General features: G+C 71.0%; 24 protein-coding genes. 9 read left to right on the top strand and 15 right to left on the bottom strand.

Going from position 1 to position 24,761, the window contains the following annotated elements; all coding sequences use genetic code 11:
- Positions 1 to 17: 17 nt before the first annotated feature.
- Positions 18 to 2,186 (bottom strand): hypothetical protein, encoded by a 2,169-nt coding sequence (locus AB0I59_RS02700; RefSeq protein ID WP_358129338.1) that lies wholly within the window; start codon positions 2,184 to 2,186, stop codon positions 18 to 20.
- 250 nt (positions 2,187 to 2,436) lie between these two features.
- Between AB0I59_RS02700 and AB0I59_RS02695 the strand changes: the two genes are divergently transcribed.
- Positions 2,437 to 3,876, top strand: a complete 1,440-nt coding sequence (locus tag AB0I59_RS02695; protein WP_358129335.1) for a flavin-containing monooxygenase — start codon at positions 2,437 to 2,439, stop codon at positions 3,874 to 3,876.
- 46 nt (positions 3,877 to 3,922) lie between these two features.
- On the opposite strand, the gene AB0I59_RS02690 is transcribed toward AB0I59_RS02695, so the two are convergent.
- The 9 genes from AB0I59_RS02690 to AB0I59_RS02650 form a co-directional block, all read right to left on the bottom strand.
- Positions 3,923 to 4,273, bottom strand: a complete 351-nt coding sequence (locus tag AB0I59_RS02690) for a cupin domain-containing protein (protein ID WP_061253532.1) — start codon at positions 4,271 to 4,273, stop codon at positions 3,923 to 3,925.
- 46 nt (positions 4,274 to 4,319) lie between these two features.
- Complete coding sequence (locus tag AB0I59_RS02685; protein WP_358129332.1) at positions 4,320 to 5,696, bottom strand: NAD(P)/FAD-dependent oxidoreductase; 1,377 nt, start codon at positions 5,694 to 5,696, stop codon at positions 4,320 to 4,322.
- The gene (locus tag AB0I59_RS02680; protein ID WP_358129330.1) at positions 5,693 to 6,841 is read right to left on the bottom strand and encodes an ABC transporter ATP-binding protein; all 1,149 of its coding nucleotides are present in this window, start codon (positions 6,839 to 6,841) and stop codon (positions 5,693 to 5,695) included. Before AB0I59_RS02680 ends, AB0I59_RS02685 begins: the two co-directional genes overlap by 4 nt.
- A complete protein-coding gene (locus AB0I59_RS02675) occupies positions 6,831 to 7,625 on the bottom strand; it encodes an ABC transporter permease (RefSeq protein ID WP_061253530.1) in 795 nt (264 codons plus the stop codon). The genes AB0I59_RS02680 and AB0I59_RS02675 overlap by 11 nt, the downstream gene beginning before the upstream one ends.
- Complete coding sequence (locus AB0I59_RS02670) at positions 7,622 to 8,527, bottom strand: ABC transporter permease (RefSeq protein WP_358129327.1); 906 nt, start codon at positions 8,525 to 8,527, stop codon at positions 7,622 to 7,624. The genes AB0I59_RS02675 and AB0I59_RS02670 overlap by 4 nt, the downstream gene beginning before the upstream one ends.
- Positions 8,512 to 9,597, bottom strand: a complete 1,086-nt coding sequence (locus AB0I59_RS02665; protein WP_061253529.1) for an ABC transporter substrate-binding protein — start codon at positions 9,595 to 9,597, stop codon at positions 8,512 to 8,514. The genes AB0I59_RS02670 and AB0I59_RS02665 overlap by 16 nt, the downstream gene beginning before the upstream one ends.
- 108 nt (positions 9,598 to 9,705) lie before the next feature.
- Positions 9,706 to 11,145 (bottom strand): 2Fe-2S iron-sulfur cluster-binding protein, encoded by a 1,440-nt coding sequence (locus AB0I59_RS02660; RefSeq protein WP_061253528.1) that lies wholly within the window; start codon positions 11,143 to 11,145, stop codon positions 9,706 to 9,708.
- Positions 11,142 to 12,338 (bottom strand): NAD(P)/FAD-dependent oxidoreductase, encoded by a 1,197-nt coding sequence (locus AB0I59_RS02655; RefSeq protein WP_358129323.1) that lies wholly within the window; start codon positions 12,336 to 12,338, stop codon positions 11,142 to 11,144. Before AB0I59_RS02655 ends, AB0I59_RS02660 begins: the two co-directional genes overlap by 4 nt.
- 3 nt (positions 12,339 to 12,341) lie before the next feature.
- Entirely contained in the window at positions 12,342 to 12,668 is a 327-nt protein-coding gene (locus AB0I59_RS02650) for a (2Fe-2S)-binding protein (protein WP_358129320.1), read from the bottom strand.
- A gap of 214 nt (positions 12,669 to 12,882) precedes the next feature.
- Between AB0I59_RS02650 and AB0I59_RS02645 the strand changes: the two genes are divergently transcribed.
- Positions 12,883 to 13,542, top strand: a complete 660-nt coding sequence (locus tag AB0I59_RS02645; RefSeq protein WP_358129317.1) for a TetR/AcrR family transcriptional regulator — start codon at positions 12,883 to 12,885, stop codon at positions 13,540 to 13,542.
- A gap of 3 nt (positions 13,543 to 13,545) precedes the next feature.
- On the opposite strand, the gene AB0I59_RS02640 is transcribed toward AB0I59_RS02645, so the two are convergent.
- Entirely contained in the window at positions 13,546 to 13,728 is a 183-nt protein-coding gene (locus tag AB0I59_RS02640) for a hypothetical protein (protein WP_358129314.1), read from the bottom strand.
- A 1-nt stretch (position 13,729) separates the two neighbouring features.
- On the opposite strand from AB0I59_RS02640, the gene AB0I59_RS02635 reads away from it, so the two are divergent.
- Positions 13,730 to 14,008 (top strand): hypothetical protein, encoded by a 279-nt coding sequence (locus tag AB0I59_RS02635; protein WP_358129311.1) that lies wholly within the window; start codon positions 13,730 to 13,732, stop codon positions 14,006 to 14,008.
- A gap of 192 nt (positions 14,009 to 14,200) precedes the next feature.
- On the opposite strand, the gene AB0I59_RS02630 is transcribed toward AB0I59_RS02635, so the two are convergent.
- Both AB0I59_RS02630 and AB0I59_RS02625 read right to left on the bottom strand, forming a co-directional pair.
- A complete protein-coding gene (locus AB0I59_RS02630; RefSeq protein ID WP_358129308.1) occupies positions 14,201 to 16,027 on the bottom strand; it encodes a gamma-glutamyltransferase family protein in 1,827 nt (608 codons plus the stop codon).
- A 102-nt stretch (positions 16,028 to 16,129) separates the two neighbouring features.
- A complete protein-coding gene (locus AB0I59_RS02625) occupies positions 16,130 to 16,711 on the bottom strand; it encodes an NADPH-dependent FMN reductase (protein ID WP_061253521.1) in 582 nt (193 codons plus the stop codon).
- Between the two features lie 133 nt (positions 16,712 to 16,844).
- Here AB0I59_RS02625 and AB0I59_RS02620 point away from each other — a divergent pair, with 133 nt between their 5' ends.
- From AB0I59_RS02620 to AB0I59_RS02595, 6 genes are all read left to right on the top strand, one after another.
- Positions 16,845 to 17,999 (top strand): sensor histidine kinase, encoded by a 1,155-nt coding sequence (locus AB0I59_RS02620; protein ID WP_061253520.1) that lies wholly within the window; start codon positions 16,845 to 16,847, stop codon positions 17,997 to 17,999.
- Positions 17,996 to 18,658 carry a response regulator gene (locus AB0I59_RS02615; RefSeq protein ID WP_061253519.1) on the top strand — a complete coding sequence of 221 codons (663 nt, stop codon included), beginning with the start codon at positions 17,996 to 17,998 and terminating at the stop codon, positions 18,656 to 18,658. Before AB0I59_RS02620 ends, AB0I59_RS02615 begins: the two co-directional genes overlap by 4 nt.
- A 120-nt stretch (positions 18,659 to 18,778) precedes the next feature.
- Positions 18,779 to 19,426, top strand: coding sequence for a phosphatase PAP2 family protein (locus AB0I59_RS02610; protein WP_358129303.1), 648 nt, complete (start codon positions 18,779 to 18,781; stop codon positions 19,424 to 19,426).
- Positions 19,427 to 19,762: 336 nt separating this feature from the next.
- On the top strand, positions 19,763 to 20,530 hold the full coding sequence (locus tag AB0I59_RS02605) for an SDR family NAD(P)-dependent oxidoreductase (protein WP_061253517.1): 768 nt from the start codon (positions 19,763 to 19,765) through the stop codon (positions 20,528 to 20,530).
- 80 nt (positions 20,531 to 20,610) lie between these two features.
- A complete protein-coding gene (locus tag AB0I59_RS02600; protein WP_061253516.1) occupies positions 20,611 to 20,811 on the top strand; it encodes a hypothetical protein in 201 nt (66 codons plus the stop codon).
- 2 nt (positions 20,812 to 20,813) lie between these two features.
- Positions 20,814 to 21,908, top strand: coding sequence for a sulfite exporter TauE/SafE family protein (locus AB0I59_RS02595; RefSeq protein ID WP_358129299.1), 1,095 nt, complete (start codon positions 20,814 to 20,816; stop codon positions 21,906 to 21,908).
- Positions 21,909 to 22,009: 101 nt separating this feature from the next.
- Here AB0I59_RS02595 and ald read toward each other — a convergent pair whose 3' ends face one another.
- Positions 22,010 to 23,125 carry an alanine dehydrogenase gene (gene ald / locus AB0I59_RS02590; protein WP_061253514.1) on the bottom strand — a complete coding sequence of 372 codons (1,116 nt, stop codon included), beginning with the start codon at positions 23,123 to 23,125 and terminating at the stop codon, positions 22,010 to 22,012.
- A gap of 30 nt (positions 23,126 to 23,155) precedes the next feature.
- Complete coding sequence (locus AB0I59_RS02585) at positions 23,156 to 24,538, bottom strand: aspartate aminotransferase family protein (RefSeq protein WP_061253513.1); 1,383 nt, start codon at positions 24,536 to 24,538, stop codon at positions 23,156 to 23,158.
- Between the last annotated feature and the right edge of the window lie 223 nt (positions 24,539 to 24,761).

Below are 24,761 nucleotides of genomic sequence, written 5' to 3'. Positions count from 1 at the left end.
GGCTACTCGTGTCCTCATCATGCGTACTGAGCGAAACCGTCGGAGAAGCTCTGGTTAAGGCGAAGCTCGATGTCGTGCCAGAGATCTCCCGACGGCCCCTCGTACAGCCACCGATCGTAGGCGTCCAGCCGGCGGCTCTCATCGGTGCTGTTGGTCGCCGTCTTGTCGATCATCTCCTCCTTGGTCATGAGAGTCCGACCGTCATCCTTCAGGAAGTTGTTGGGATTGTCCCTGGGATCATCTCCCGTGCGCAGGCCTTCAAGAGAGGCCCACGGATGGGTGGGGGCGGCAGGATCCGCCGACCCGAACAACCCGTGGTTGAGCATCGCCTGGACGGTGAGGTCGTGCACAAGGGTCCGCGTCTGGTCGACAGCGGCGTTGGCCTCCCTGCGGGCCTTGGTCTCCGCGCCGCCGTCGCCCTTGAAGACGTCCTCGATCAAACCGGTCCAGGCCCCGATCACCCCAGCGGTGATCGGCCACCCTCCCTTCTGTGGGATGGCCAGCCCGGTGTTGACCACCCCGGTGAACACCTTCATCTTCAGCTGCTGCACCTCATCCAGCGCCTTGCCTTCCTCGATCTTGGCCAAGCCGGCCGCGTCGGTGATCATGCCGAAGCCGGCGCCGCCTCGTTGCGCATTGGTCTTGAGCGTGCCGTCGCCATGCCCGGCGGCTATCTGGGCCGCTCCGTGGTCGAGCAGCCGTCCGGTGAAGGCCGTCTGCGCCAGCAGGACAGGCGTGAACGCGTGGACATCAGCGAAAGCTTCACGCATCACCTGCCGCAACTCCTGCTGGTCGAACTTCGCCCCCCAGGGGTCCTGTCCCGGTGTGCCTGGATTGTCCGCGCCCCCGACGCCGGGTACGACCCGGTCCGTTTTCTGAGCGGCACGGTCGATGTCGGCGATGTAGCCGGCGAGGATGCGGCCGGTGCTGGGCGGGGACACGAGCGACGAAGGCGGATAGCCCTTCTCGATCCGTCCGGCCTCGATGTGCACGAACTCCGATGCCAGCCTGGCCGACAGGTACCCGCGCGAGGGGTTCTGCGGCGAGCCGTCGTGGTCGCGGAACGTCAGCGTCGCGGCCTCCAGGGCCTTGCCCAGCGCCACCCCCTTGTCGGCCATGCCGCGCTCGGTCAGCAGGCGCTTCAAGACGGTCGGATCGGCGGCGAAGAAGTCCTGGGCCGCCACCGGATCGCGGCTGAGCGCCTCCATCAGCGTGGACATGACGCCGGGGTCCTGTCCGGTGGGTGCCTTGGAGACGTTCCGATCCCACGCGTCGAGCTTCCTGGCCGCCGCGAGGAGGAAGCCGGTGGCGACGGTGCCCTGCTTGAGTGCCAGCGCGACCGCATACCCCTCGCTCCATCCGACGCCGAGATCGGAGGTGAGCCCGTCCCGCCAGGTGTCACTCAACCGCGAACTCGCCGTCCCCAGCAGCGTGCCGAGAGCCGCCCGCAGCCGTTTCGTCTCCTTGCCGTCCCCCTGCTCGACGGTCGTGGCCATCAGCTTCCGGTACCCGGTCGCCCCCAGGGCGTTCAGCAACGCGGTGGCGAACGCCGCGTCCCCGGTGCGCTTCTCCAGCGCGGCCAGCGCCTTCCGATCCACCTCGCCCTGGTCGGCGGCTCGGGCGAGCGCGCCCACCGCCGCGTACACGTCCGGGTCGCCGGCCGCCTGGCCGTAGCGTGCCTCGTCGAAGGCGGCGAGCGCGAAAGGGCCGGTGGACACGCCCCAATCGGAGCGTTCCGACGTGATGGCCTCGCTGCGCCGCCGCAGGTCGGGACGGCTCGTCTCGATCCAGCTCCGTGCCTCGCGCAGCACGCCCAACCCGGACGTGTCCAGGTCGAGTTGCTGCAGTACCCGGCGGAGCACCGGCTCGTTGCGCTCCAGCGTGTTCTCCGCCCGCCCCAGAGCCCGCTCGAAAGCGTCCATCCGCGCCGGATCGATGCCCGAATATCCCTCGCTCGCCCCCGTAGAGCCCGGCGGGGCGGTCCAGATCGGCTTACCACCGGACGCACCCGCGGCATCGCCCGCCTTGTGCTCGGAGGACGGCCGAGGATCGGCCGGCGGATCAGGGGTGGCCTGCGACTGGGGCGTGGCCGACGGCCGCTGATCTGACGGCGGCTTGTCCGGCGGCTCGGGCGAGCCGGTCGAGGGCTGCGGGCTCGGCGACGGCTGGGGTAAGGGGTGGGCCATGAGGGCGATGGACTCCAGCGCGGTCGGCGGAACGCGACAACTCCAGCGAAAGATTAATTTCGATTCCCAGGCGAGTAAAGATATCCGTCAGACCGGATATGTCCCTATAGGTGCGACGCGGCCACCACCGCCCGAACCGGGCTGCCCGCGACCCTCTGGACCAGGTGGCATTCCGCCATTAAATTAGACAATTGTTCCAATAATGCGCCGGCAATGTGCCGGCAGGTTTCCGGCAGGGTGAGGAGGCCGCATGGGGATCGCGATCATCGGGGCGGGCTTCGCGGGGCTGTGCATGGCGATCAAGCTCAAGGAAGCGGGCTACCACGACTTCGTGATCCTGGAGAAGGCGGCCGACCTCGGCGGAACCTGGCGCGACAACACCTATCCCGGATGCGCCTGCGACGTCCCCTCGCCCATGTACTCGTTCTCGTTCGAGCTCAACCCCGGATGGTCGCGGATGTTCTCCCCGCAGGAGGAGATCTGGGCGTATATGCGAGCGTGCGCCGACAAGTACGGCGTGACGCCGCATTTCCGGTTCGGCGTGGAGGTCACCGGACTGGAGTACGACGACGACCGGAACCTGTGGCGGGTGTTCACGAGCACGGGAGAGCCGATCACGGCCAACGCCGTCGTCTCCGGAATCGGAGCGCTGCATGTGCCGTCATTTCCTGACATTCCCGGAAAATTCGGGGGCCCGGCCTTCCACTCGGCCCAGTGGGACCACTCCGTCGACCTGACCGGCAAACGGGTGGCGGTGATCGGGACGGGCGCGTCCGCGATCCAGTTCGTCCCCCGGGTGGCGGAGCAGGCAGCCGAGCTGCGCCTGTTCCAGCGCACCCCACCGTGGATCCAGCCGAAACCCGACTTCGCCGTCTCCGACCGCGCGAAGAAGGTGCTGCGACTGCCGGGCGCGGCCAGGATGGCCCGCAACTCGATCTACTGGCTACTGGAGTCGCGCGCGCTGGGCTTCACGATCGACCCCCGGCTGATGAAGGTCCATCGGCGGATGGCCGAACGGCATCTCGCCCGGCAGGTCGCCGATCCCGGGCTCCGTGCCAGGCTGACCCCCGACTACACGATCGGCTGCAAGCGCATCCTGCTGTCCGACGACTACTATCCCGCTCTCACCAGGGACAACGTCGAACTCGTCACGGACGCGATCACGGAGATCCGGGACCGTTCGATCATCGACGCCACGGGCCGCGAGCACGAGGTCGATGTGATCGTCTACGGCACCGGCTTCAAGGTCACCGACGCGCTGAGCGAGCAGCGGATCATCGGCAGGAACGGCCGGAAGATCCAGGACGCCTGGCAGGACGGCGTCGAGGCCTATCTCGGCATCACCGCCTCCGGCTTCCCGAACCTGTTCTTCCTGCTCGGCCCCAACACCGGCCTGGGCCACAACTCGGTCGTATTCATGATCGAGTCCCAGGTCCGGTACGTCATGGACTGCCTGCGGCTGCTGTCCAGGACCGGTGCGAAGGCGTTGGACGTACGGCCCGAGGTCCAGCGTGCCTACAACGACCGCCTCCAGCGGCGGCTGGACCGCCTGGTGTGGACCGACGGCGGGTGCACGAGCTGGTACCTCGACGAGCACGGCAGGAACCGCGCCATCTGGCCCGGTTTCACCTTCGAGTACTGGACCCGTACCCGCAGGATGCGGCCGAGCGCCTACGAGCTGCTCCGCTGAACCACGGCTGAGCGCACGGCGATCCTGAGCAGCGCGCGGGGCCGGATCAGAGGCGCGTGGTCACATAGGTCTTGCGCACGGTCTCGTGGACGTGCCACTCCCCCTGCCATCCCTCGGGCATGACCAGGGTGCTGCCGGGGCCGACCTCCTGGGTCGTGCCGTCCGCGCCGACGATGGTCGCCCGCCCGGAAAGGATCTGGCACACCTCGTGGTAGCCGTCGCGCACGGCGGTGAAGGTGCCGGGGGTGCACTCCCACACCCCGGCGCTGGTCTTACCGTCGGCGGAGGTCCACGCCTTGAGCGACGCCTCCCGCTGCTCCCCGGCGATCGAGGTCGGCTTCGGCGCGTACGGTCCCAGGTCGGCCGTGATCGCGTCCGGCACGACGATGCTCTGCAATGCTCTTCTCCTTGTCGATGAAGCCGCCCGGTCGGACGACCACGGGTCAGTGACGGCGGGCGACCATGTCGGCGACCTTGGCGATGGGCGACGTGGTGGGGCGCCCCTCCACGATCTCGGCCCGGTCGGCGGCGCGGTAGGCCGCGTACATGCCCCGCACGCCGATCCAGCGCAGCGGCTCCGGCTCCCACTTGCGCACCTTCCTGCCGACCCAGGGCAGCCGGGTGAGTTCGGTGTCGGCGCCGAGCACCAGGTCGCGCAGGGTACGGCCGGCGAGGTTGGTGGTCGCCACGCCGTGTCCCACGTACCCGCCGGCCCAGCCGAGACCCGTCCGCTGGTCGAGCACGGCGGTGGAGCACCAGTCGCGCGGCACGCCGAGCACACCGCACCAGGCGTGCTCGACCGCCGCGTCGCGCACCGCCGGGAACAGCCTGACCAGGGCGTCGCGGAGCGCGCGCACCGTGGCGGCGTGCGTGCGCCCGTCGTCGTCCGTCCTGGAGCCGAACCGGTACGGCACGCCGCGCCCGCCGATCGCGATGCGGTCGTCCGCCGTCCGCTGGGCGTAGATGTAGGCGTGCGACATGTCGCCGAGCAGCTCGCGGCCCTCCCAGCCGATCTCGCCCCAGACCCGCTCGGGCAGCCGCTCGGTGACGATCAGCGAGGAGTTCATCGGCAGCCAGGTGCGGCGCTCACCGCTGAGCCCGGCGGTGAACCCCTCCGTCGCCCGCAGCACGAACTTCGCCCGGACGGTGCCGTACGGCGTGCGCGCCTCGTGCGGCACGATGTCGGTGACCGGGGTGGACTCGTAGATGCGCACCCCGAGGTCCTCGACGACCCGTGCCAGGCCCTGCACGAGCTTGGCCGGCTGGACCCGGGCGCAGTGGGGACTGAACGAGGCACCGAGCGCGCCGTCGACCCGGATCCTGGCCGTGGTCCGCGCGGCGTCGAGCAGTTCCAGGTCGTCGTCGCCCCACGAGCGGGCGGTCCGCACGCCCGAGACCAGCCTCGGGAGGTGCGACGGGGCGTGGGCCACCCGCAGGATGCCGCCCTTGACGATGTCGGCGTCGATGCCCTCGGTCCTGGCGACCTGGACGACCTCGTCCACGGTGTCGTTCATGGCCCGCTGGAGGGCGTACACGCCGTCACGGCCGTGGGTCTTGGCGAACCTGCGCGGGGATCCGGCCAGCGCCGCGGTCAGCCAGCCGCCGTTGCGCCCGGACCCGCCGAACCCGGCGAACTTCCGCTCCAGCACGACGATGTCGAGTCCGGGGTCGGCCTTCTTCAGGTAGTAAGCGGTCCACAGCCCGGTGTATCCGGCGCCCACGATGCAGACGTCGGCGGTGATGGAACGCTCCAGCGGTGGGCGCCGGGTGGGGAGCCCGATCTCTCGGTACCAGAACGACACTCCGCCGTTGACGGTCACGTGAAGATCCTTTCAATGGTCGGGTCGTCGGGCAGCAGGACGCCGTCGTCCGGATGCCAGCACAGGGTGGCCCGGTCGCCCACCCGCAGGTCGCTGAGCGCGCCGGCCTGCTCGCGTACGAGGCCGCGAGCACCGCCGGGCAGGATGACCTCCAGCTTGCGGGCCGCGCCCAGGTAGATCTCCTCCACGACCGTGACGGGGACGGCGTTGGTCCCGGACGGGATTCCTGCCGGATCGTCAGTGGTGAGGCGCAGCCGCTCCGGCCGTACGACCAGGGCGGCCGTGCCGCCTGCGCCGCCTTCGACCCGCCCGGCCGTCCGTACGGCGAAGCCGTCGCCGACGAGGGTCGATCCGGCGCCGTCGGGGCGTGCCGTACCGCGAAGGATCGTGGACTCGCCGAGGAAGCGGGCCACGAACAGCGTGGCGGGCCGCTCGTAGAGCTCGTGAGCGGTGCCGACCTGCTCGATCTTGGCGTTGTTGAACACCGCGATCCGGTCGGAGAGGATGAGCGCCTCCTCCTGGTCGTGCGTCACGAAGACGAACGTGGACCCGACCTCGCGGTGGATGCGCTTGATCTCCAGCTGGAGGAACTCGCGGAGCTTGCGGTCGAGCGCGCCGAGCGGCTCGTCCATGAGCAGGACGCGCGGGCTGAACACGATCGCCCGGGCCAGGGCGACCCGCTGCTGCTGCCCGCCGGAGAGCTCGCCCGGATAACGGGCGGCGTGGTCGGGAAGCTGCACGGTCTCCAGGGCGGCGGCGACCATGCGCTGCCGCTCGGCCTTGGGAATCTTGCGCTGGCGCAGCGGGAAGGCGATGTTCTGCGCGACCGTCATGTGCGGGAACAGCGCGTAGTGCTGGAAGACGACGCCGATGTCCCGCTTGTGCGCGGGTATGCCGCCCACCGGGAGGTCGTCGATCTCCAGGCCGCCGGCCGAGATGTCGGTGAATCCGGCGATCATGTTCAGTGTCGTGGTCTTCCCCGAGCCCGACGGGCCGAGGAAGGTCATGAACTCTCCCGGTTCGACGGTCAGGGTGCAGTCGTCGACGGCGACCGAGGCTCCGAAGCGCTTGGTCATCCCGCGCAGGTCGATGCGGGCTCCCTTGGCTGTCGGCGCGGTTCCGCCTTCGGGCCGGTCAACGGGCACGGTTCCTCCTTGCGGACAGGGCGAGTCCACCGGTGACCAGGACCGTGGTGAGCACCAGGATCATGGTCGCCGCGGCGGCGAGCGTCGGGTCGGTCTCGCGGGTCACGCTCGAATACATCTGCACGGGCAGGGTGACGAGGGTCGGGCTCTGGATGAACAGCGACACCACGACCTCGTCGAACGAGGTCACGAAGGCGAACAGCGCGCCCGAGACGACGCCGGGCATGATCAGCGGCAGCGTGACCTGGCGGAACGTCGCCAGGCGGCCGGCGCCGAGGCTGGCCGCCGCCGTCTCCAGGCGTACGTCGAACGTCCCGAGGGCGGCCGTCACCGAGGTGACCACGAACGGCAGCGCGAGCACGGTGTGCGCGGCGACGAACCCGGCGAGGGACCCGGCGAGCTGGAGCTTCAGGAAGACCGCGTAGACGCCGATCGCGACGATGATCCCGGGGACGATCATCGGGGCCAGCAGGAACACGTTCGCGACCGCGGCGCCGCGCCTGCTCGCCCAGCGGCTGAGGCCGAAGGCGGCGGCGGTGCCGAGGACGGTCGCCACGACGGCCACCAGCACGCCGACCAGCAGCGAGTTCGCCAGCGCCATCATCCAGGCGGAGTCGCTGAAGAAGTTGGCGTACCACCGGGTGGACCAGCCGGTCGGCGGGAAGGTCAGCGACACCTTGTCGGTGAAGCTGAGCGGGATCACCACGAGCGTGGGCGCCACCAGCCAGGCGGCGACCAGCACGCCGGTGGCCCACAGCGCGACGCGGGCGAGACGGGCGCTCATCGGGCACCCACCTTGCGTCGGCGGCCGGCTCGCATGGCCAGGCCGAGCAGGCCCATCAACAGCAGCGTGGTCGCGAAGAGCACGACCGCCATGGCGCCGCCCCTGCCCCACATCAGCATGCCGCTGACCTGCGTGTACATGAACTGCGAGATCAGTGCCTCGCTGGGCGACCCGAGCAGGGCCGGGGTGACGTAGAAGCCGAGCGAGGTGATGAACACCATCGTCGATCCGGCCGCGACCCCGGGCAGCGACAGCGGCACGAAGATCCGCGCCAGCGCCACGATCGGGCGGGCGCCGAGGCTCTGGGCGGCGGTGAGGAGCCGCCGGTCGATGCCGCTCATCACCGAGTACAGCGGCAGCACCATGAACGGCATGAGGATCTGCACCATGCCGACGAGCACGCCCACCTGGCTGCGGACGAGACCGAACGGCCCCACCCCGAACAGCCCGAGGAAACCGTTGATCACCCCGGTGTCCTGCAGCAGCACGAGCCAGGCGAAGGTGCGCACCATCAGGCTGGTCCAGAACGGCAGCATGACGATCAGCAGCAGCGCCGCGCGCGCCCGCGGCGACGCCACGGTCATCAGGTACGCGTACGGGTAGGCCAGGGCGAGGCAGATGAGCGTCGACCACAGCGCGGTCGAGAACGTCCGGGTCAGCACGGCGACGTTGGCCGACGAGCCGAAGAACCAGCTGAAGTTCTCCATCCCCGGGTTCGGCGTGGTGAACGCGCTGACGAACGTCTGCGCCACCGGATAGACGAACACCGCGAGGAGGACCAGCAGCGCGGGGACGATGAGCAGGAACGGCCAGTGCCTGGCCAGCCACCCCGACCGCCCGGACGGCGCGGGCGCCGTCCGGGCCTGCCCGCCTGGGGCGACGGGGCTCAGGAGAGCAGCCACTGCTGGAACCTGTCGTTGACGGCGTCCCGGTTCTCGCCCCACCACACGTCGTTCACCTTGATCTGGGTGTCGAGGTGGGTCGTGGGCAGGTTGTCCTTGGCCGAGGGGTCGATCTTGTCCTGCGCGCCGACGTTGACCGGGCCGTACGGCAGGTACTTGGTCAGCTCGGCGGTGGGCTCGGCGGAGGTCATGTGCGCGATGAGCTTCATCGCCTCGGCCTTGTTCTTGGTGCCCTTGGGGACGACCCAGTAGGCCTCCTGCGACAACCACGAGTCCCAGGCGATCGTGATGGGGGCGTTGGCCGCGGACTGCAGGGCGCGGGCGATCCACACCATGCCCATGACCGCCTCACCGCTCTCCAGGTACTGCTGGGCCTGCGCGCCGGTCTCCCACCAGATGAGCTGGTCCTTGATCGTGGCGAGCTTCTTCAGCGCCCGGTCCACGTCGATCGGGTAGAGGTCGGCGGGGGCGACGCCGTCGGCCAGCAGGGCCATCTCGAAGATGCCGCCGCCGACCGACTTCCACGCGGTGCGCTTGCCCGGGTACTTCTTGACGTCGAAGAAGTCCACCCACGGCTTGGGCGCGGTGGCACCGGTCTTGTCCGAGCGGTAGGCGAGGACGGTGCCCTCGACGTCGGCGCAGATGCGGTAGGTCTGCGCGTACCCCTCGATGATCGACGCCTTGTCGATGACGGAGTAGTCGATGGGCTCCAGCCACTTGGCGTCGGCGTCGCCGCCGAAGTCGTTGCCGACGACCACGATGTCCCAGGACGGGTTGCCCGACTCGGCCTGCGCCTTGATCTTGGCGTTGTCCGAGGGGCCGTCCTCCTTGATGGTGATGCCGTTCTTCGTGGCGTACGGCCCCCACAGCGCCTTGGCCTGGAACTTCTGGTAGTCGCCGCCGTAACTGGCGATGGTGAGGGTGGTGCCGCCACCGCCGCCCGGGGACGAGGAGAAGCCGCCGCCGCAGGCGCTGAGAACGCCGGAGGCCGCGAGCAGGCCGAGCCCCTGGCCGCCACGGACGAGCAGGGTCCGGCGGGAGAGCTTCCCGTGCGCGCCGGTGTCACTCACTGGTTCCTCCTGAAGGAGATGGCCGCCCAGCCTGGCCGGGCGAGAGGGGGTATTTCGAAATTTCGGGCCGATCCGAGGAGAGGACTCGGACCACCCTGGAGTGCCGGGTCACGGCGACCACCGGGCCAGGCGGGCGCCTTCCTCTGCGCCCATGTCCAGCGCGGCGGCGGGGTCGGTGACCCCGGCGGCGCCGCCGGCCACGGCCACGCCGCCGGGCAGCCCGCCGTCCCCGGAGGCGCCGCCGAACCCGGCGTCGAGCGTGATGTCCCCGTGGTAGAGCCGCTGGAGGAGCAACTCCTCGGCGGGGCGCCGTCCCGCGGAGACCACGACGACGTCGCAGCTCAGCCGCACGATACGCGCCCCGTTCCGGTGCTGGACCACCAGGCCGGTCACCCTGCGGCGGCCGAGGGCCTCCCGCACGGTGTGTCCCGTCAGGTGCGGCACCCCCGAGGCCGCGACTCCCGACGGGAAGGATGCCGCGGCGTCCGCCCCCGCCTCCGCCTCACCTCGGGCGTCGACCAGGGCGACGATCTCGACGCCGACCGCGCGGAGCTGCGCGGCCACCGCGTAGCCGTGGGGGTCGGCGGTCACCACGACGGCACGGTGGCCGGGCCGTACGTGATCGACATTGATCAGGCGCTGGACCGCGCCGGCCAGCATGACGCCGGGACGGTCGTTGCCGGGGAAGAGCAGCGGCTGGTCGTAGTCGCCGGTCGCGACCAGGAGCCGTTCCGGCCGCAGCGTCAGCACCCCGGCCGGGGTGTGCACCGGCAGCACGCCGCCCTCGTACCAGCCGAGCGCGGTGGATCCGGCGAGCACCTCGATCGACGGATGGGCCGCCGCTCTGGCCGCCAGCCCGGCGACGAGCGCGAACCCCGGCGTCTGGCCGCCGTCCGGCGTCCTGACCGGGCCCGTCTCCGCGCGCAGCGTCCCGCCCGGCTCCTCGCCCTGGTCCACCAGGATGACCTCCATCCCGGCGTCCGCGGCCGCGAGCGCGGCGGCCAGCCCGGCCGCCCCTCCGCCGACGACGGCCAGCGCGGTCCGCCGGTGGCCCAGGCCGGGCCGCGCGGCACGCGCGATCGCGTCGGGCGTGACCTCGCGCGCGCCGCCCGCGACCAGGCCCATGACGCGCTCGGCCAGGTGGGCGAGGCGGGGCGAGCGGCGGAACAGGCGGAACTGGAAGCCCGCGGGGACGAACGCGGAGAACCGGTCGATCAGGCCGAACAGGTCACGGTCCGCGCTGGGCCAGGAACGTTCGCGCCGCACGGTCTCGCCGCCGCGCAGTGGCGTCGCGCACCCCGGCACGCCGTACTGCCCGTCGATGGTGAGCTGGCAGTTGGGGCACGACGGCGCGCCGCAGGTCAGCCCGATGCCCCTGGGGCGGTGGTACTTGAAGCTGCGCGACAGCACCCGCACCCCGGCGGCGTGCAGGGCGGTCGCCACGGGCTCGCCCTCGTATCCGTGGAGCGTGCGGCCCTCGAAGGTGAAGCCGACCCGGCGGGCCCGCGCGTACGGCGCGGCCGGGTGGCCGGTGATCCGCAGGTTCACGCGGCGTTCCCCTCCTCCGCGGCGACCACGAGGGCGCCTTCCTCGATGAACCGGCCCTCGTGCAGCCTCGTGACTGAGAAGGGACGGATCAGTTCGGGCATGACGCCGTCGTGGATGCCCCGGGCGAGCAGCGCGCCGGTGGCCGGGGCGCCCATGAAGCCGTAGACCCATCCGCAGGTGAGGTAGAAGCCGCTGACCTCGGGGACCGGCCCGATCACCGGGGACAGGTCCTCGCTCTGGTCGACCAGCCCGGCCCAGTGCCGGAGCAGCCGGACGCCGGCCAGCCGGGGCAGCAGCCGTACGAACTTGGCGGCCATGTCCAGGAGCAGGTCGTAGGTGCCGTTGAGGCTGTCGCTGACGTCGGGCACGGGCAGCTCGGTGCCGCCGACGAACTCGCCCCTCGCGGTCTGGTGGCAGTAGCCGAGCAGGTCCAGGGTGGCGAGCGCGGGCCGCAGGAACGGCGCGACGGACTCGGTGACGATCATCTCCAGGCGGCAGGTGCGCGTGGGGAGGTCGACCCCCGCCATGTCGGCGATCCGCCGGGCGGCCCCGCCCGCGGCGTTCACCACGATCGGCGCGGAGACGGTCCCCTTGTCGGTGCGTACGCCACGGACCGCTCCTCCGGCGACGTCGACGCCGGTGACGGACACCCCGGTGTGCAACTCCACGCCGAGCCGCGCGGCGGCCCTGGCGTAGCCCCAGACGACGGCGTCGTGGTGGGCGAACCCGGCGTGGTCCTGGTAGACGCCGCCGAGCGCCAGATCGGGGTTGACCTCGGGGACGATCTTCCGCGCCTCCTCGCCGGTGACGAACTCCGAGCGCAGGCCCAGCTCGGCCTGCCGTACGACGTCGGCCCGGCAGCGCTCGACCTGCTCGGGCGTGGAGGCCAGCACGAGGTAGCCGCTGCCGGAGAACAGCACGTTGAAGTCGAGTTCGGCGGACAGCGTGCGCCAGCGGCGCAGCGACTCGTCGAACAGCCCGCTCCATTCGCGGGAGCCGAACGCCGAGCGGATCATCTCGCCGTTGCGCCCGCTGCCGCCCCCGCCGGGGTAGCTCCGGTCGAGCACGGCGACATCGCGGACGCCGAGCTTGGCCAGCTCGTAGGCGAGGGCCAGGCCCTGCACGCCCGCTCCGACGATGACGGCGTCGTACGAGCGGCGCAGCGGGGTCCGGGCGGCTCCGGGGATCGCCATCGCTCAGGCACCCCCCGCCCGCGTCTCGGCGGCCGGTCCCGCGGTCTCGGCCGCGGCGGCGAGCAGGCCGAGCGCGACGGGCCGCAGCGGCGGGCGGGCGGTGGGACGGCGGGTCACGGGCGCGTCGTGCTCGCCGTGCTCGCCGCCCGCGCCGGTCAGCTCGCGCAGCAGCGCCATCACCACACCGGCGCAGTGCTTGCCCTGGCAGGGGCCCATGAAGGCGGCCGTCGCCCGCTTGAGGGTCTCGGGATGGGTGTAGCCGGCCGCGTGCATCGCGCGGACGTCCTCGACGGTCACGTCATGACAGGGACAGATGATCGTCTTGCCCATCGACCCCCTCCAGATCTGTCGCTCACCGGACCGCTCAACTGCTGCTCAAACGGCCTGTCCGTTAGTACCGCATTATTAGAAGAGGGCTCTCACCTGCTTGTCAATAGGCATTCTGAAGTTCCTTTCAGCCGAGATCCGCAGTTATAGTTCCGTCCAGCGCGACAGACGCGCCACGGTCGCCCGCCGCCCACGGCCGGCGAAGAAGGGGCAACGGGTGGACGCCGCACGGCAGTTACGGACCGACGGTCAACGGGGCCGGATCCTCGCCTCCGTCATCGAGCTGGTCTCCGAGATGGGCTACGAACGCGTACGGCTCCGCGACGTCGCCAAGCACGCCGGGGTGTCCATCGGGACCCTGCAGCACTACTACGAGACCCGTGACGGCCTGATGCTGGCCGCCTTCTCACACCACACCGGAAAGATCGTCCAAGGGCTGGAGGAGATCGCCTCCCGCCACGCCGAGCCGTGGGACCGCATCCGCGGGCTGGTGGAGTACATCACCCAGCCGCGCGGCTTCCGGAACCGCTGCCTCACCTTCATGGAGATCGCCGCCGCGTCGGCCAGGGACAAGGAACTCCGGCGCCTCTTCGGCATCCAGTACGACGGCTGGCGGGCCCCGATGAAGGCCGCGATCGAGGAGGGCCTCGCCAGCGGCGCGTTCCGGCTGTCGTCCGACATCGACGAGACCGTGGACCTGATCCTCACCCAGATCGACGGCCTGGAGATCGCGGTGGCGACCCAGGTGGCCGGCCTGACCAGGACGCGCATGCACGACGCACTGCTCCGCGTGATCTCCGTCCACCTCGGCCTCCCGCCGTACACGCCCGGCGCGACCGGCGCGACCGGCGCGACCGACGCGACCGACGCGTCTTAGCGGTCAGGTCCGCGCCGCGGTCAGGTCCTCCTCGCGGGAGCCGAGGGCGAACGCGCCCAGCGTGGTGATGGAGGTGACGCGGGCGAGGACCTCGGGCGGCAGATGCCGCTGGTTGGTGGTCGCGTAGAGCACCGCACAGACGGCGGATCCGACACCCGCCACGAGCGCCGCGCCCGCGACCAGCACAGTGGGCAGGCCGGCCGCCAGAGCGGCCGAGGGCAGCGCCCAGCCGACCGAGGCGACCGTCGCGACCACCAGCGGGCGGCGGGGCGTCCCGCCGCGTCTGCCGCATCGCCCTGGCGAGCCCGCCCGCGACCCCTCGGGCGGCTCCTCTCGGCCTGTCCCCGAACAGGTCGCCGCGCTCTTCGGCCTCCCTGCCGGCCTGCGCGAGCAGGCGTGCTGGCGCCTGATCTACGAGACCACCGCACCCGTCGAGCGCCTGCTCGCGCTCAACGTCGACGACTGACCTCCTCCGGAGGCGGGTACGCGCGGACCCCGGCGTCCGCTGGGGGTCCGCGACCGCTGCCCGGTGACCGGAGGGGGCCGCCTGTCCTACCGGCGCGCGGCCGAGTTGTTCACGGTCGCGACCCGCCCGCTCGACCCGGACGGACAGGGCTGGACACTGCGTCGGCTGCGCTCGGCCGGCGGGTACCGGCGATCAGGGGGACACGACCAGGGCGCTGCCGCCGCCCCTGCGGACCGGCTCCGCGACGGCCTGGACCCTGCCGCGGCCGAGGAACTCCAGCCCGGTGGCGGCGCCGATCTCGGGCGTGGACGTGAACGCGTGCCCGAGCGCGGCGAGCGCCGTGCCGTACCGGTCGATGAAGGCGGGCTCCGCCTGCGTGGCGGCCGCGTTCCGCTGTGAGGCCCGGGGCGCGGCGAGCGCCTCCGGCAGGGCCATCCCGCGGTCGAACCGGTTGACCAGGATCTGCAGCACGGTCGTGATGATCGTCGCGCCGCCCGGGGAGCCGACCGCGAGCAACGGCCTGCCGTCCTTCAGCACGATCGTGGGAGCCATCGACGAGCGCGGCCGCTTACCGGGCGCGGGCAGGTTCGGATCTCCGGGAGCCGGGCCGAACGTGAAGTCGGTCAGTTGGTTGTTCAGCAGGAACCCGCGACCGGGCACGACGATGCCGTTGCCGCCGGTCTGCTCGATCGTGATGTTGTACGCGACGACGTCGCCCCACCTGTCGGTCACCACGAGGTGCGTCGTCTCCGGCCCCTCGGGTTTCTCCTCCTGAACCGCCTGCTCCGTGACGCCCTTGTCCCGCAGGTCACCGGAGGCGCCGGCGGGGGACGCCGCCGAGCAGGGCTCGTACGTCCCGTCGGGTGAGCCGGGCGCCGCCGGGTTCGGCATGGCGACCGGGCCGACGAGGCACGCCCGCTCCTTGGCGAACCCTTCCGACAGCAGCCCCTCCAGCGGCACGTCCACGTACGCGGGATCGCCCACGAACGCGTTCCTGTCGGCGAAGGCCAGCCGTGACGCCTCCAGATACCTGTGCAGTCCGGTGGTCTCGCCGTCCTCACCGAGAGCCGCGAGGATGCCGAGCGCCTCGCCGACGGTCGAACCGCCCGAGGACGGGGGCGCCATGCCGTACACGTCGAGGCCCTTGACGCTGACGTGCGTCGGCGGGCGTTCGAGTGCCCGGTAGGCGCGCAGGTCGGAGAGCTCCATCAACCCGGGCCTGACCACGCGGGAGGAGCCGGTCGTGACCGGCGGGCGCTTCACCGTGGCGACGAGCTCCGCGCCGAGCGTCCCGCCGTACAACCAGGACGGGCCGCGCCTGCCCAGCTCGCGGTAGGTGGCGGCGAGGTCGGGATTGCGGAATGTGGAGCCGACGGCGGGCGGCTGCCCTCCGGGCAGGTACAGCCGGGAGGTGGAGGTGAAGTCCTTGAACCGGTCGGCGTTGTCCGCCGTCTGGTCGCGGAACGTCTGGTCGACGACGAAGCCCCGCTCCGCGACCTCGATCGCGGGGCCGAGGGCCTGGCGGAGCGGGAGCGTGCCGAACCGGCGCAACGCGAGGTCCCACTGCGCGACGCTGCCGGGCACGCCCGCGGAGAGCCCGCTCGTCACCGCCTCCGCGAACGGGATGCCCTCGAAGGAGGTCGCGGTCATCGCCCGCGGCGCGGTCTCCCTGCCGTCGATCGTGAACACGCCCTTGCGCCGGGCGTCGTAGTAGACGATGAAGCCGCCGCCCGCGAGCCCCGCGGAGTACGGCTCGGTCACGCCGAGGGTGGCGGCCGCCGCCACGGCCGCGTCCATCGCGTTGCCGCCCTGCCTGAGGATCTTCAGTGCCGCCCTGCTCGCGTCCAGGTCGACGGTCGCCACCGCGCCGCCGTACCCTTCCGCGACCGGGACCTTGCCCGGCTCGCGGCCGACCTTGGGGCCCAGCTCCGGCAGAGCGTGTGCGGGCGGGGAGACGAGACCGGTGACGAGGATGAGCGCGAGCGGCGCGAGTGCGCCCTGGTGTCCCTTGATGCGCATGAGCGACCTCCACAGATCACTCCAGCATGACTGAGCGAGTCAGGAACGGCCATGGCGTTGTCCGCATCCGGCCAACGGCCGACCGCGGACGGCGGGCTCGACTCAGGGAGCCGAGGGCGCCCGCAGGCTGTGGAACGCCGGGGCGAGCCGGGCGATCTCGGCGAGCATGGCGTCGGCCGACTGGTTCATGACGTCGTTGGGCCGCACGCGCCCCTCCTCGTCGACGAACTCCCGGACGAACGGGATGGCGACCGCCTCGACGACGGGCAGCATCTTCAGCCCGGAGACGATCTGCTTGAGCATCTGCACGGCCCGGGTGCCCGCGGACACGCCGCCGTAGCTGACGAAGCCGACCGGCTTGTACTGCCACTCGCCGTGCAGGTAGTCCAGCGCGTTCTTCAGCACCGCGTTGAAGCTGTGGTTGTACTCGGGGGTGACGAGCACGAACGCGTCGGCCCGCTCGACCGTCGCGCTCCACTCCTTGGTGTGCTGGTGGACGTACTGCCGGAGCCGCGGGTGGTGCGGCTCGTTCATGAACGGCAGGTCGACCTCGGCGAGGTCCACGACCTCGACGTCGAAGACGCCCTGGGCGACGGCGCGGTCACGGAACCACTCGGCCACCGGCAGGCCGACCCGGCCGGGACGGGTGCTCGCCACGATGATCTGGAGAATCGGCCTGGACATAATGCTCCTTACCGCATGCACAAAATGGTTGAATCCTCAACATACCTGGAGGCCGCGACTACTCCCGGCGGTGTAGTCCACGCTCCGGCGCCGGGCGGATGAAGTGGTCGGCCGTACTGGCTAGCGTGCTGATGTGCGCAACCGCTCCCGATGGCACCACCTGGCTCAGTGCGTCCTGCCGCTGACCGTGGCGGTCGCCCAGACGCTCGGATCGCGCGGCGCGGAATACGGCCAGGTCTCGGTCGAGAGGCTCGGCCGGGTGCCGCTGGACTGGCGCGGCTACGCGCTGCTGCTCGTGGGGCCGCTCGCCCTCGCCGTGCGCCGCCGGTTCCCGATCGGCGCCCTACTGGCCACGCTGGCCGCCACCTGGGTGTACCTGCTGCTGGACTTCGCCTACGGCCCGGTGTTCATCAGCCCGGCGGTCGTGCTCTTCTCGGCGATCGTCTCCGGGCACCGCCTGGCCGCGTGGCTCGCCGGGGGCGCCACGTTCCTGTTCTTCGTCGCGTACGCCACCTGGCTCATCCCCGAGCCGCAGGGCTGGTTCCACCACACGGCGGTCGCGGCGTTCCTGCTGCTCACCCTCACCGTCGCGGAGTTCTACCGGGCCAGGCGCGGGCGGCTGATCGAGCGGGAACGGGTGGCCGCCGAGGAGTCCAGGCGCCAGGCCAGCGAGGAGCGGCTCAGCATGGCCCAGGAACTGCACGACGTCCTCGCGCACAACATCTCGCTGATCCACGTCCAGGCGTCCACCGCCCTGCACCTGATCGACGACCATCCCGAGCAGGCGCGCACGGCCCTCGCCACGATCAAGCAGGCGTCCAAGGACGTGCTGACGGAGATGCGCGGCGTGCTCAGCGTCCTGCGGGACGACGCGCCGCGCTCCCCCACCGCCGGGATGGACCGGCTGGACGAGCTGGTCGAGCGCAGCGGCCTGCGGGTGAACGTCACGATCGACGGCGACGTCAGGGCCGTGCCGCCCGGCGTCAACCGGGCCGGATACCGGATCGTCCAGGAGTCCCTCACCAACATCACCCGCCACGCCCCCGGCTCCCGGGTGGCCCTCCGGATCTCGTACGGCCGCCGCGAACTGGCCGTCCTCGTCGAGGACGACGGCGCGGGCGCGGCGAAGGCCGTACCCGGTCTCGGCGGCGGCAACGGCATCCCCGGCATGCGCGAGCGGGCCGCCGCGCTGGGCGGGTCGTTGTCGGCCGGACCGCGGGCCGAGGGCGGTTTCCGCGTCTCCGCGACGCTTCCTTTGCCCGCACCGTCCGACGAGGAGCCCAAGTGATCACAATCGTGCTGGCCGACGACCAGGCGCTGGTCCGGGCCGGGTTCCGCGCCCTGCTCGACGCCCAGGACGGCATGACCGTGGTGGGCGAGGCCGGAGACGGCGCGGAGGCCGTACGGCTGGCGCGGGAGCTCCACCCCGACGTGGTGCTGATGGACATCCGGATGCCCGGCACGGACGGCCTGACCGCCACGAAGACGATCGGCGCCGACGCCTCGCTCGACGCCACGAGGATCATCATGCTGACGACGTTCGAGCTGGACGAATACGTCTTCGAGGCCCTGCGGAACGGCGCGAGCGGCTTCCTGGTCAAGGACACCGAACCCGCGGAGCTCATCCAGGCGGTCCGGGTGGTCGCGTCCGGAGACGCGCTGCTGTCGCCGAGCGTGACCCGCCGCCTCATCGGCGAGTACGCCGCCAGGGCGAAGTCCCCCGGGGCGGCGCGGGAGCTGGACGTGCTGACCGACCGGGAACGCGAGGTCCTCGGCCTGGTCGGCACGGGCATGACCAACGACGAGATCGCGGGCACGCTGTTCATGTCGCCGGCGACCGCCAAGACCCATGTCAGCCGCACGATGATGAAGCTCCGCGCCCGCGACCGCGCCCAGCTCGTCGTGATCGCGTACGAGTCCGGGCTGGTCCGGCCGGGCTGGCTCTGACGGCCCGGCGGCATCGACGAAGTCAACCCGAACCCACGACCTCGGATGACCGCGGTACTCCCAAATGGCCGTACTGTCCTGTGATCGGTTAATGATCGGTTACGGCACGGAGAAGAACACATGAACAACCAGTTCGATGACATTCCCGACATCAGCGCGGAGTGGTACCGGGACATCGTCGAGTTCGCCGGGAGCACCCCGCACTGGTTCCAGAAACTGGCCGAGGTCGGGACGGACGGAGTGCTCTTCGTCTTCGCCGTGCTTTTCCTGGGCGCGTGGTGGCGGGCCAGGAGGCGGGACGACCGCACGATGGCCCTGGCGCTGCTCGCGCCCGTCGCGATGGTGGTGGCGTACGTCGCCAGCGAGGTGATCAAGACCTTCATCCGGGAGGACCGGCCCTGCCGGATCGTGCACGACGTCGTCACGATCGCCCAGTGCCCGCCGCTCGGGGACTGGTCCCTGCCGAGCAACCACTCGACGCTCGTCGCCGCGGCCGCCGCGGCCCTGGTCGTCGCCTGGCGCCGCACCCTGCCGTACGTGACGGTCCTCGCCGTACTCGGGGCGTTCTCCCGCGTCTTCGTCGGCGTGCACTTCCCGCATGACGTCGTCGCCGGAATCCTGCTGGGCGTGATCGCGGCGCCCCTGTTCATGCTGGCCGTGTCCGTGCCCGTGACCTCGCTGGCCGGGTGGGCGCGAGGGCTGACCGCCCTGCGCGTCCTGCTCAGCGACACCAGGACGGATAGGTCAGCCCCGCTTCATAGGCGATGAGCGCCGCTTCCACACGGCCACGCCCACCTCGGTCCCTCACTTTCGGTCGACATCCCAGGAAGCCGGAAGTCGTGGAGCCGGGAACCCCCGCACAGCCGGGAGCCCGGCTCGGCGCGTTTATTCGCCCTTCCGCCCCAGGAACGGAACATCGATCAAGGCAGTGTGCGGTCGGTAACCCTGTGCGACAAGGCGTACAACGGGCGGAGTACGGGCGGGCGGGCGGAACACCACCGGAACGGTAGACGGGGATGATCCGCTCCGGGGACGTCCGAACCGATCGGAGAAGACAGGCTGGGAGCCGTCCACTCGTACCGATCGAAGGCCTAGGGGGCCGTCATGAACCGGATCTATCCCGACCTGCAGGGCAAGGTGGCCGTCGTCACCGGAGGATCGCGCGGCATCGGCGCGGCGACCGCGTACGCGCTGGCGATGAGCGGAGCGAAGGTACTCGTCAACGGGCGGGACAGCGCGGCCATCGACGCGACGGTGAAGGGGATCGCGGCGGCGGGCGGCACGGCCGACGGGTTCGCCGCCGACTCCACCGATTTCGCCGCCGTCGAGGCCATGCGCGGCCACACGGAGAGCACGCTGGGACCCGTGGAGATCCTCGCGGTCTTCGCGGGCGGCGGCATCGCTCCACCGGGGCCGATCGAGCGGCTGACCGAGGAGGAATGGCACTCCAGCGTCGACGGCAACCTGACGGCCACCTTCCTGGTGCTCAAGAGCTTCCTGCCCGGGATGAAGGAACGCCGGTCCGGCTCGATCATCACGATGGCCTCGACGGCGGGCCGCCAGGCCAGCCAGGCTCCCGCGCCTTACGCCGCCGCGAAGGCCGGGATCGTCATGCTGACCAGGCACGTCGCCGCCGAGACCGGACCGTACGGCGTCCGCGTCAACTGCGTGTCGCCCTCGGCCGTACGGACGGAGAGGACGGCCCGGCACATGTCGCCCGAGGCGCAGGAGCAGGTCGCCGCGCTGCACCCGCTGCGCCGCCTCGGCACGCCGGAGGACGTCGCCGACGCGACGTTGTTCCTCGCGTCGGACGCCTCGTCCTGGCTCACCGGGTTGACCATCGACGTCGCGGGAGGCCGGGTGATGTCCTGACGGGGCCACCGAACTGTTACTGGTCGTCCTCGGGTCACCACGTTACGTTGCGCGAGTAGACACGCCTCAAGGAGGACGCTGTGAGATCCATCGCGCGTTTCTGCGGCAACTGCAGCTGCGGCTGCCCGGAGCTCTTCGTCGACTCGTCCGCTCCGCCGGACCGTCAAGTGGTCATCACCGATGATTTCGGGCAACGGGTGGAGATGAGCCTCGACCAGTTCGGGTCCATCGTCGAGGCCGCGAAGAACGGCACGCTGGACGACCTGGCTCTCGTCACCTGAACGTGGGTCCGGTCGCCCTCTTCGCCGGCGGGTTCGCCGCGGGCCTCGCGGCGGGCACCGCCTCGTGCACGGCGGTTCAGGGGGGCCTGCTCGTCGGCCTGACCAGACCCTCCCGATCGCCCACGCGCCCGGAACCGGGGCCGGTGGGACCCGATCCCTCGCGCTCCCCTTCCCCGGCGGCCTGTCACGGGAGCGGGAGGCCGACGGCGACGGACGCCATCGCGGTGGGGGCGTTCCTCGCCGGGCGGCTGGCCTCCCACACGCTCGCCGGTGCGCTGCTCGGCATGGCGGGCTCGGCCGTACGGCTCGGAGCGCCCGTGCGGGCGGCGCTGCTCGTCGGGGCCGGGCTCATGGTGATGGTCTTCGCCATCGGGCTCCTCCGGCGCCGAGAGGCGCCGGGCTGCTCGCCGGGGCGTCCGGACCCGCGTCCTGTCGTCCGGGCGACCGGGCCGTCCGCGTGGGCGGCGAGGTCACCGGCACGGCGCGGCCTGTCGCTGGGCGCGGCCACGGTTCTCGTTCCCTGCGGCGTGACGATCAGCATGGAGGTCGCGGCCGTCTCCACCGGGTCGGCGCTCGCGGGCGCGGCGGCGATGGCCGGATTCGTCCTCGGGACCGCTCCGGCCTTCGCGGTGCTCGGGCTGCTGCTGCGCCGTCTCTCCTCGACCCGGCTGGCGGCCCTCACCGAAGTGGTCGCGCTCATCGCCGGGCTCGTCACGGTGTCGTCGGGACTCCGCCTCGGTGGTTGGCTGCCCGAACTCGGGGGCACCGCGTTCGGCCTCGCCGCGGGGGCCGGCACCCGGGCGAACACCGCCGCGTCGGCCGGGCCCGGCGGCGTCCAGCAGATCACGGTCTGGGCGACAGAACGCGGGTTCCGGCCCGGAATCGCCACGGCCCGGGCCGGCCGACCGCTGGAGATCGTCTTCCGTACCCGGGACAACCACGGGTGCACCCGTACCGTCTCGGTGGACGGCGACGACGTCGTGCTGCCCGTGACCGGCCAGGGCGTCGTACGGCTGGCGTCCCGGCCGCCGGGCGACCTCCGCTACGCGTGCGGCATGGGGATGTACACCGGGTTCATCCGCTTCACGGCACCGTGAGCCCGTGGGCCGTCAGCGTCAACCGGGGCGCGGCGCCACCCCCGTGGCACCGCGCCATAAACGTGTCGTGAACCGTGTCATGAACCGAGTCGTGAACGGGATCAGGCGGCGACGAACTCCTCGACCGGGGTGAACGGCAGGTCGTGCGCCACCGCCACCGGCTCGCTGGTGATCCGGCCCGCGTGGGTGTTGAGCCCCAGCCGGAGCGCGGCGTCACCGCGGAGCGCCTCGCGCCAGCCCAGGTCGGCCAGCTTCACCGCGTACGGAAGCGTGGCGTTGGTCAGGGCGTACGTCGAGGTGTTCGCCACCGAACCCGGCATGTTGGCCACGCAGTAGAAGATCGAATCGTGTACCTGGAACGTCGGCTCGGCGTGGGTGGTCGGGCGGGAGTCCTCGAAGCAGCCGCCCTGGTCGATCGCGATGTCGACGAGCACGGATCCCGGCTTCATCCGGGAGACCAGCTCGTTGGACACCAGCGTCGGCGCCTTGGCACCCGGGATGAGGACCGCGCCGATGACCAGGTCGGCGTCGAGCACGGCCCGCTCGATCGCGTACGCGCTGGACACGACGGTCTTCAGCCGGCCCTGGTAGATCGCGTCGATGAAACGCAGCCGGTCGATGCTGATGTCGAGGATGGTGACGTCGGCCCCCATGCCGACGGCGATCTGCGCGGCGTTGAGGCCGGAGACGCCGCCGCCGATGACGACCACCTTCGCCGGGGAGACGCCGGGGACGCCGCCGGGAAGGATGCCCCTCCCGCCGTTGAACCGCATCAGGTTGTACGCGCCGACCTGCGGGGCGAGCCGGCCCGCCACCTCCGACATCGGAGCGAGCAGCGGGAGGCCGTTCCCGACCTGCACCGTCTCGTACGCGATGGCCGTCGTCTTCGACGAGAGCAGCGCGTCGGTGCAGGGCCGGGAGGCGGCCAGGTGGAGATAGGTGAAGAGCACCTGGTCCTCGCGCAGGCGGTGATACTCCTCCGCGATCGGCTCCTTGACCTTGAGGATCATCTCCGACTCGCCCCAGACGGCGTCGGCGGTGTCCACGATCTTGGCTCCGGCGGCGAGGTACTCCTCGTCGGTGATGTGCGAGCCGAGGCCGGCACCACGCTGTACGTGGACGTCGTGACCGTGGCGGACGAGTTCGTGAACTCCCGCCGGGGTCGCGGCGACGCGGTACTCGTGGTTCTTGACCTCGGCCGGCACTCCGATTTTCATGCTCTAGGTTCCCTTCATGGGGTCACGGTTTCATAGCCGGGCCCAAGCCTCGGTGAGCACCGAGCGGAGGATCCCCTCGATCTCGTCGAACTCCTTGGGGCCACAGATCAGTGGCGGCGCGAGCTGGACCACCGGGTCGCCGCGGTCGTCGGCCCGGCAGTAGAGGCCCGCGTCGTAGAGAGCCTTGGAGAGGAAGCCGCGAAGCAGCCGCTCCGACTCGTCCTCGTTGAAGGTCTCCTTGGTCGACTTGTCCTTGACGAGCTCGATCCCGTAGAAGTAGCCGGAGCCGCGGACGTCGCCGACGATCGGCAGGTCGAGCAGCTTCTCCAGCGTGCCGCGGAACACCGGCTCGTTGGCGGTGACGTGGCCGAGAAGGTCCTCGCGCTCGAAGATGTCGAGGTTGGCCAGGGCGACCGCCGAGGCGACCGGGTGGCCGCCGAAGGTGTAGCCGTGGGCGAACGTCTCGGTGCCGTTCTTGAACGGCTCGAACAGCCGCTCGGAGGCGATCATCGCGCCGATGGGAGCGTAACCGCTGGTCAGTCCCTTGGCGCAGGTGATGATGTCCGGCACGTAGTCGAACTTCTGGCCGCCGAACATCGTGCCGAGGCGCCCGAAGGCGCAGATGACCTCGTCGGAGACGAGGAGCACGTCGTACTGGTCGCAGATCTCGCGCAGGCGCCGGAAGTATCCGGGCGGCGGCGGGAAGCAGCCGCCGGCGTTCTGGACCGGCTCGACGAAGACGGCGGCGACGGTGTCCGGGCCCTCCATCTCGATGGCCCGGCCGACCTCCTCGGCGGCCCACCGGCCGAACGCCTCGGGGTCCTTGTCCGACCCGGCGAAGCCGGTGATCTCGTCGGCGCGGTAGATGTTGGTGTTGGGCACCTTGATGGCGCCGGGCACCAGCGGCTCGAAGACCTGCTTCAGCGCCGGGATGCCGGTGATGGACAGCGCGCCCTGCGGCGTGCCGTGGTAGGCGATGGCGCGGCTGACGACCTTGGTCTTCAGCGGCTTGCCCTGGATCTTGAAGTACTGCTTGGCGAGCTTCCACGCCGACTCCACGGCCTCGCCGCCGCCGGTGGTGAAGAAGACGCGGTTGAGGTCTCCGGGGGTCATCCCGGCGAGCCGCTGCGCCAGCTCCGCCGCCTTCGGGTGGGCGTACGACCAGAGCGGGAAGAACGCCAGGTCACGCGCCTGCTTCGCGGCGGCCTCGGCGAGCTCCTCCCTGCCGTGCCCGACCTGGACGACGAACAGTCCGGCCAGACCGTCGAGATAGCGCTTGCCGTGGATGTCGTAGACGTACGCACCCTCGCCCTTGACGATCATCGGCACTTCGGCGCCCTGGTGGGCGCTGTGCCGGGTGAAATGCATCCACAGGTTGTCCTGTGCGGCCTTGAGAACGTCGGGGTCCGTCATCGCAACCTTCCTAGGGTGATCTGGTGCTTGCTTCAGTCTGCACGTCGAAGTCGCAAAAGCCAAGCGATTGCGTGGCTTCAATGTGCATGAACCTCGGAATCCGTGATATCGACATGTAACCACAACGAAATCCGTTAGGCGATTCTTGGACAAGCCTGGCTTCGCCGGCCGCTGGCGCACGTCAGCGGTGTGATCCAATGAGGCGCATCAGACAAAGGGGTCG

This window comes from Microtetraspora glauca (assembly GCF_040656155.1).
In the GTDB taxonomy this organism is placed as follows: Bacteria; Actinomycetota; Actinomycetes; order Streptosporangiales; family Streptosporangiaceae; genus Microtetraspora; species Microtetraspora glauca.
Note: the sequence above shows the minus strand (reverse complement) of the source record. Positions and strands in the feature narration are given on the sequence as shown.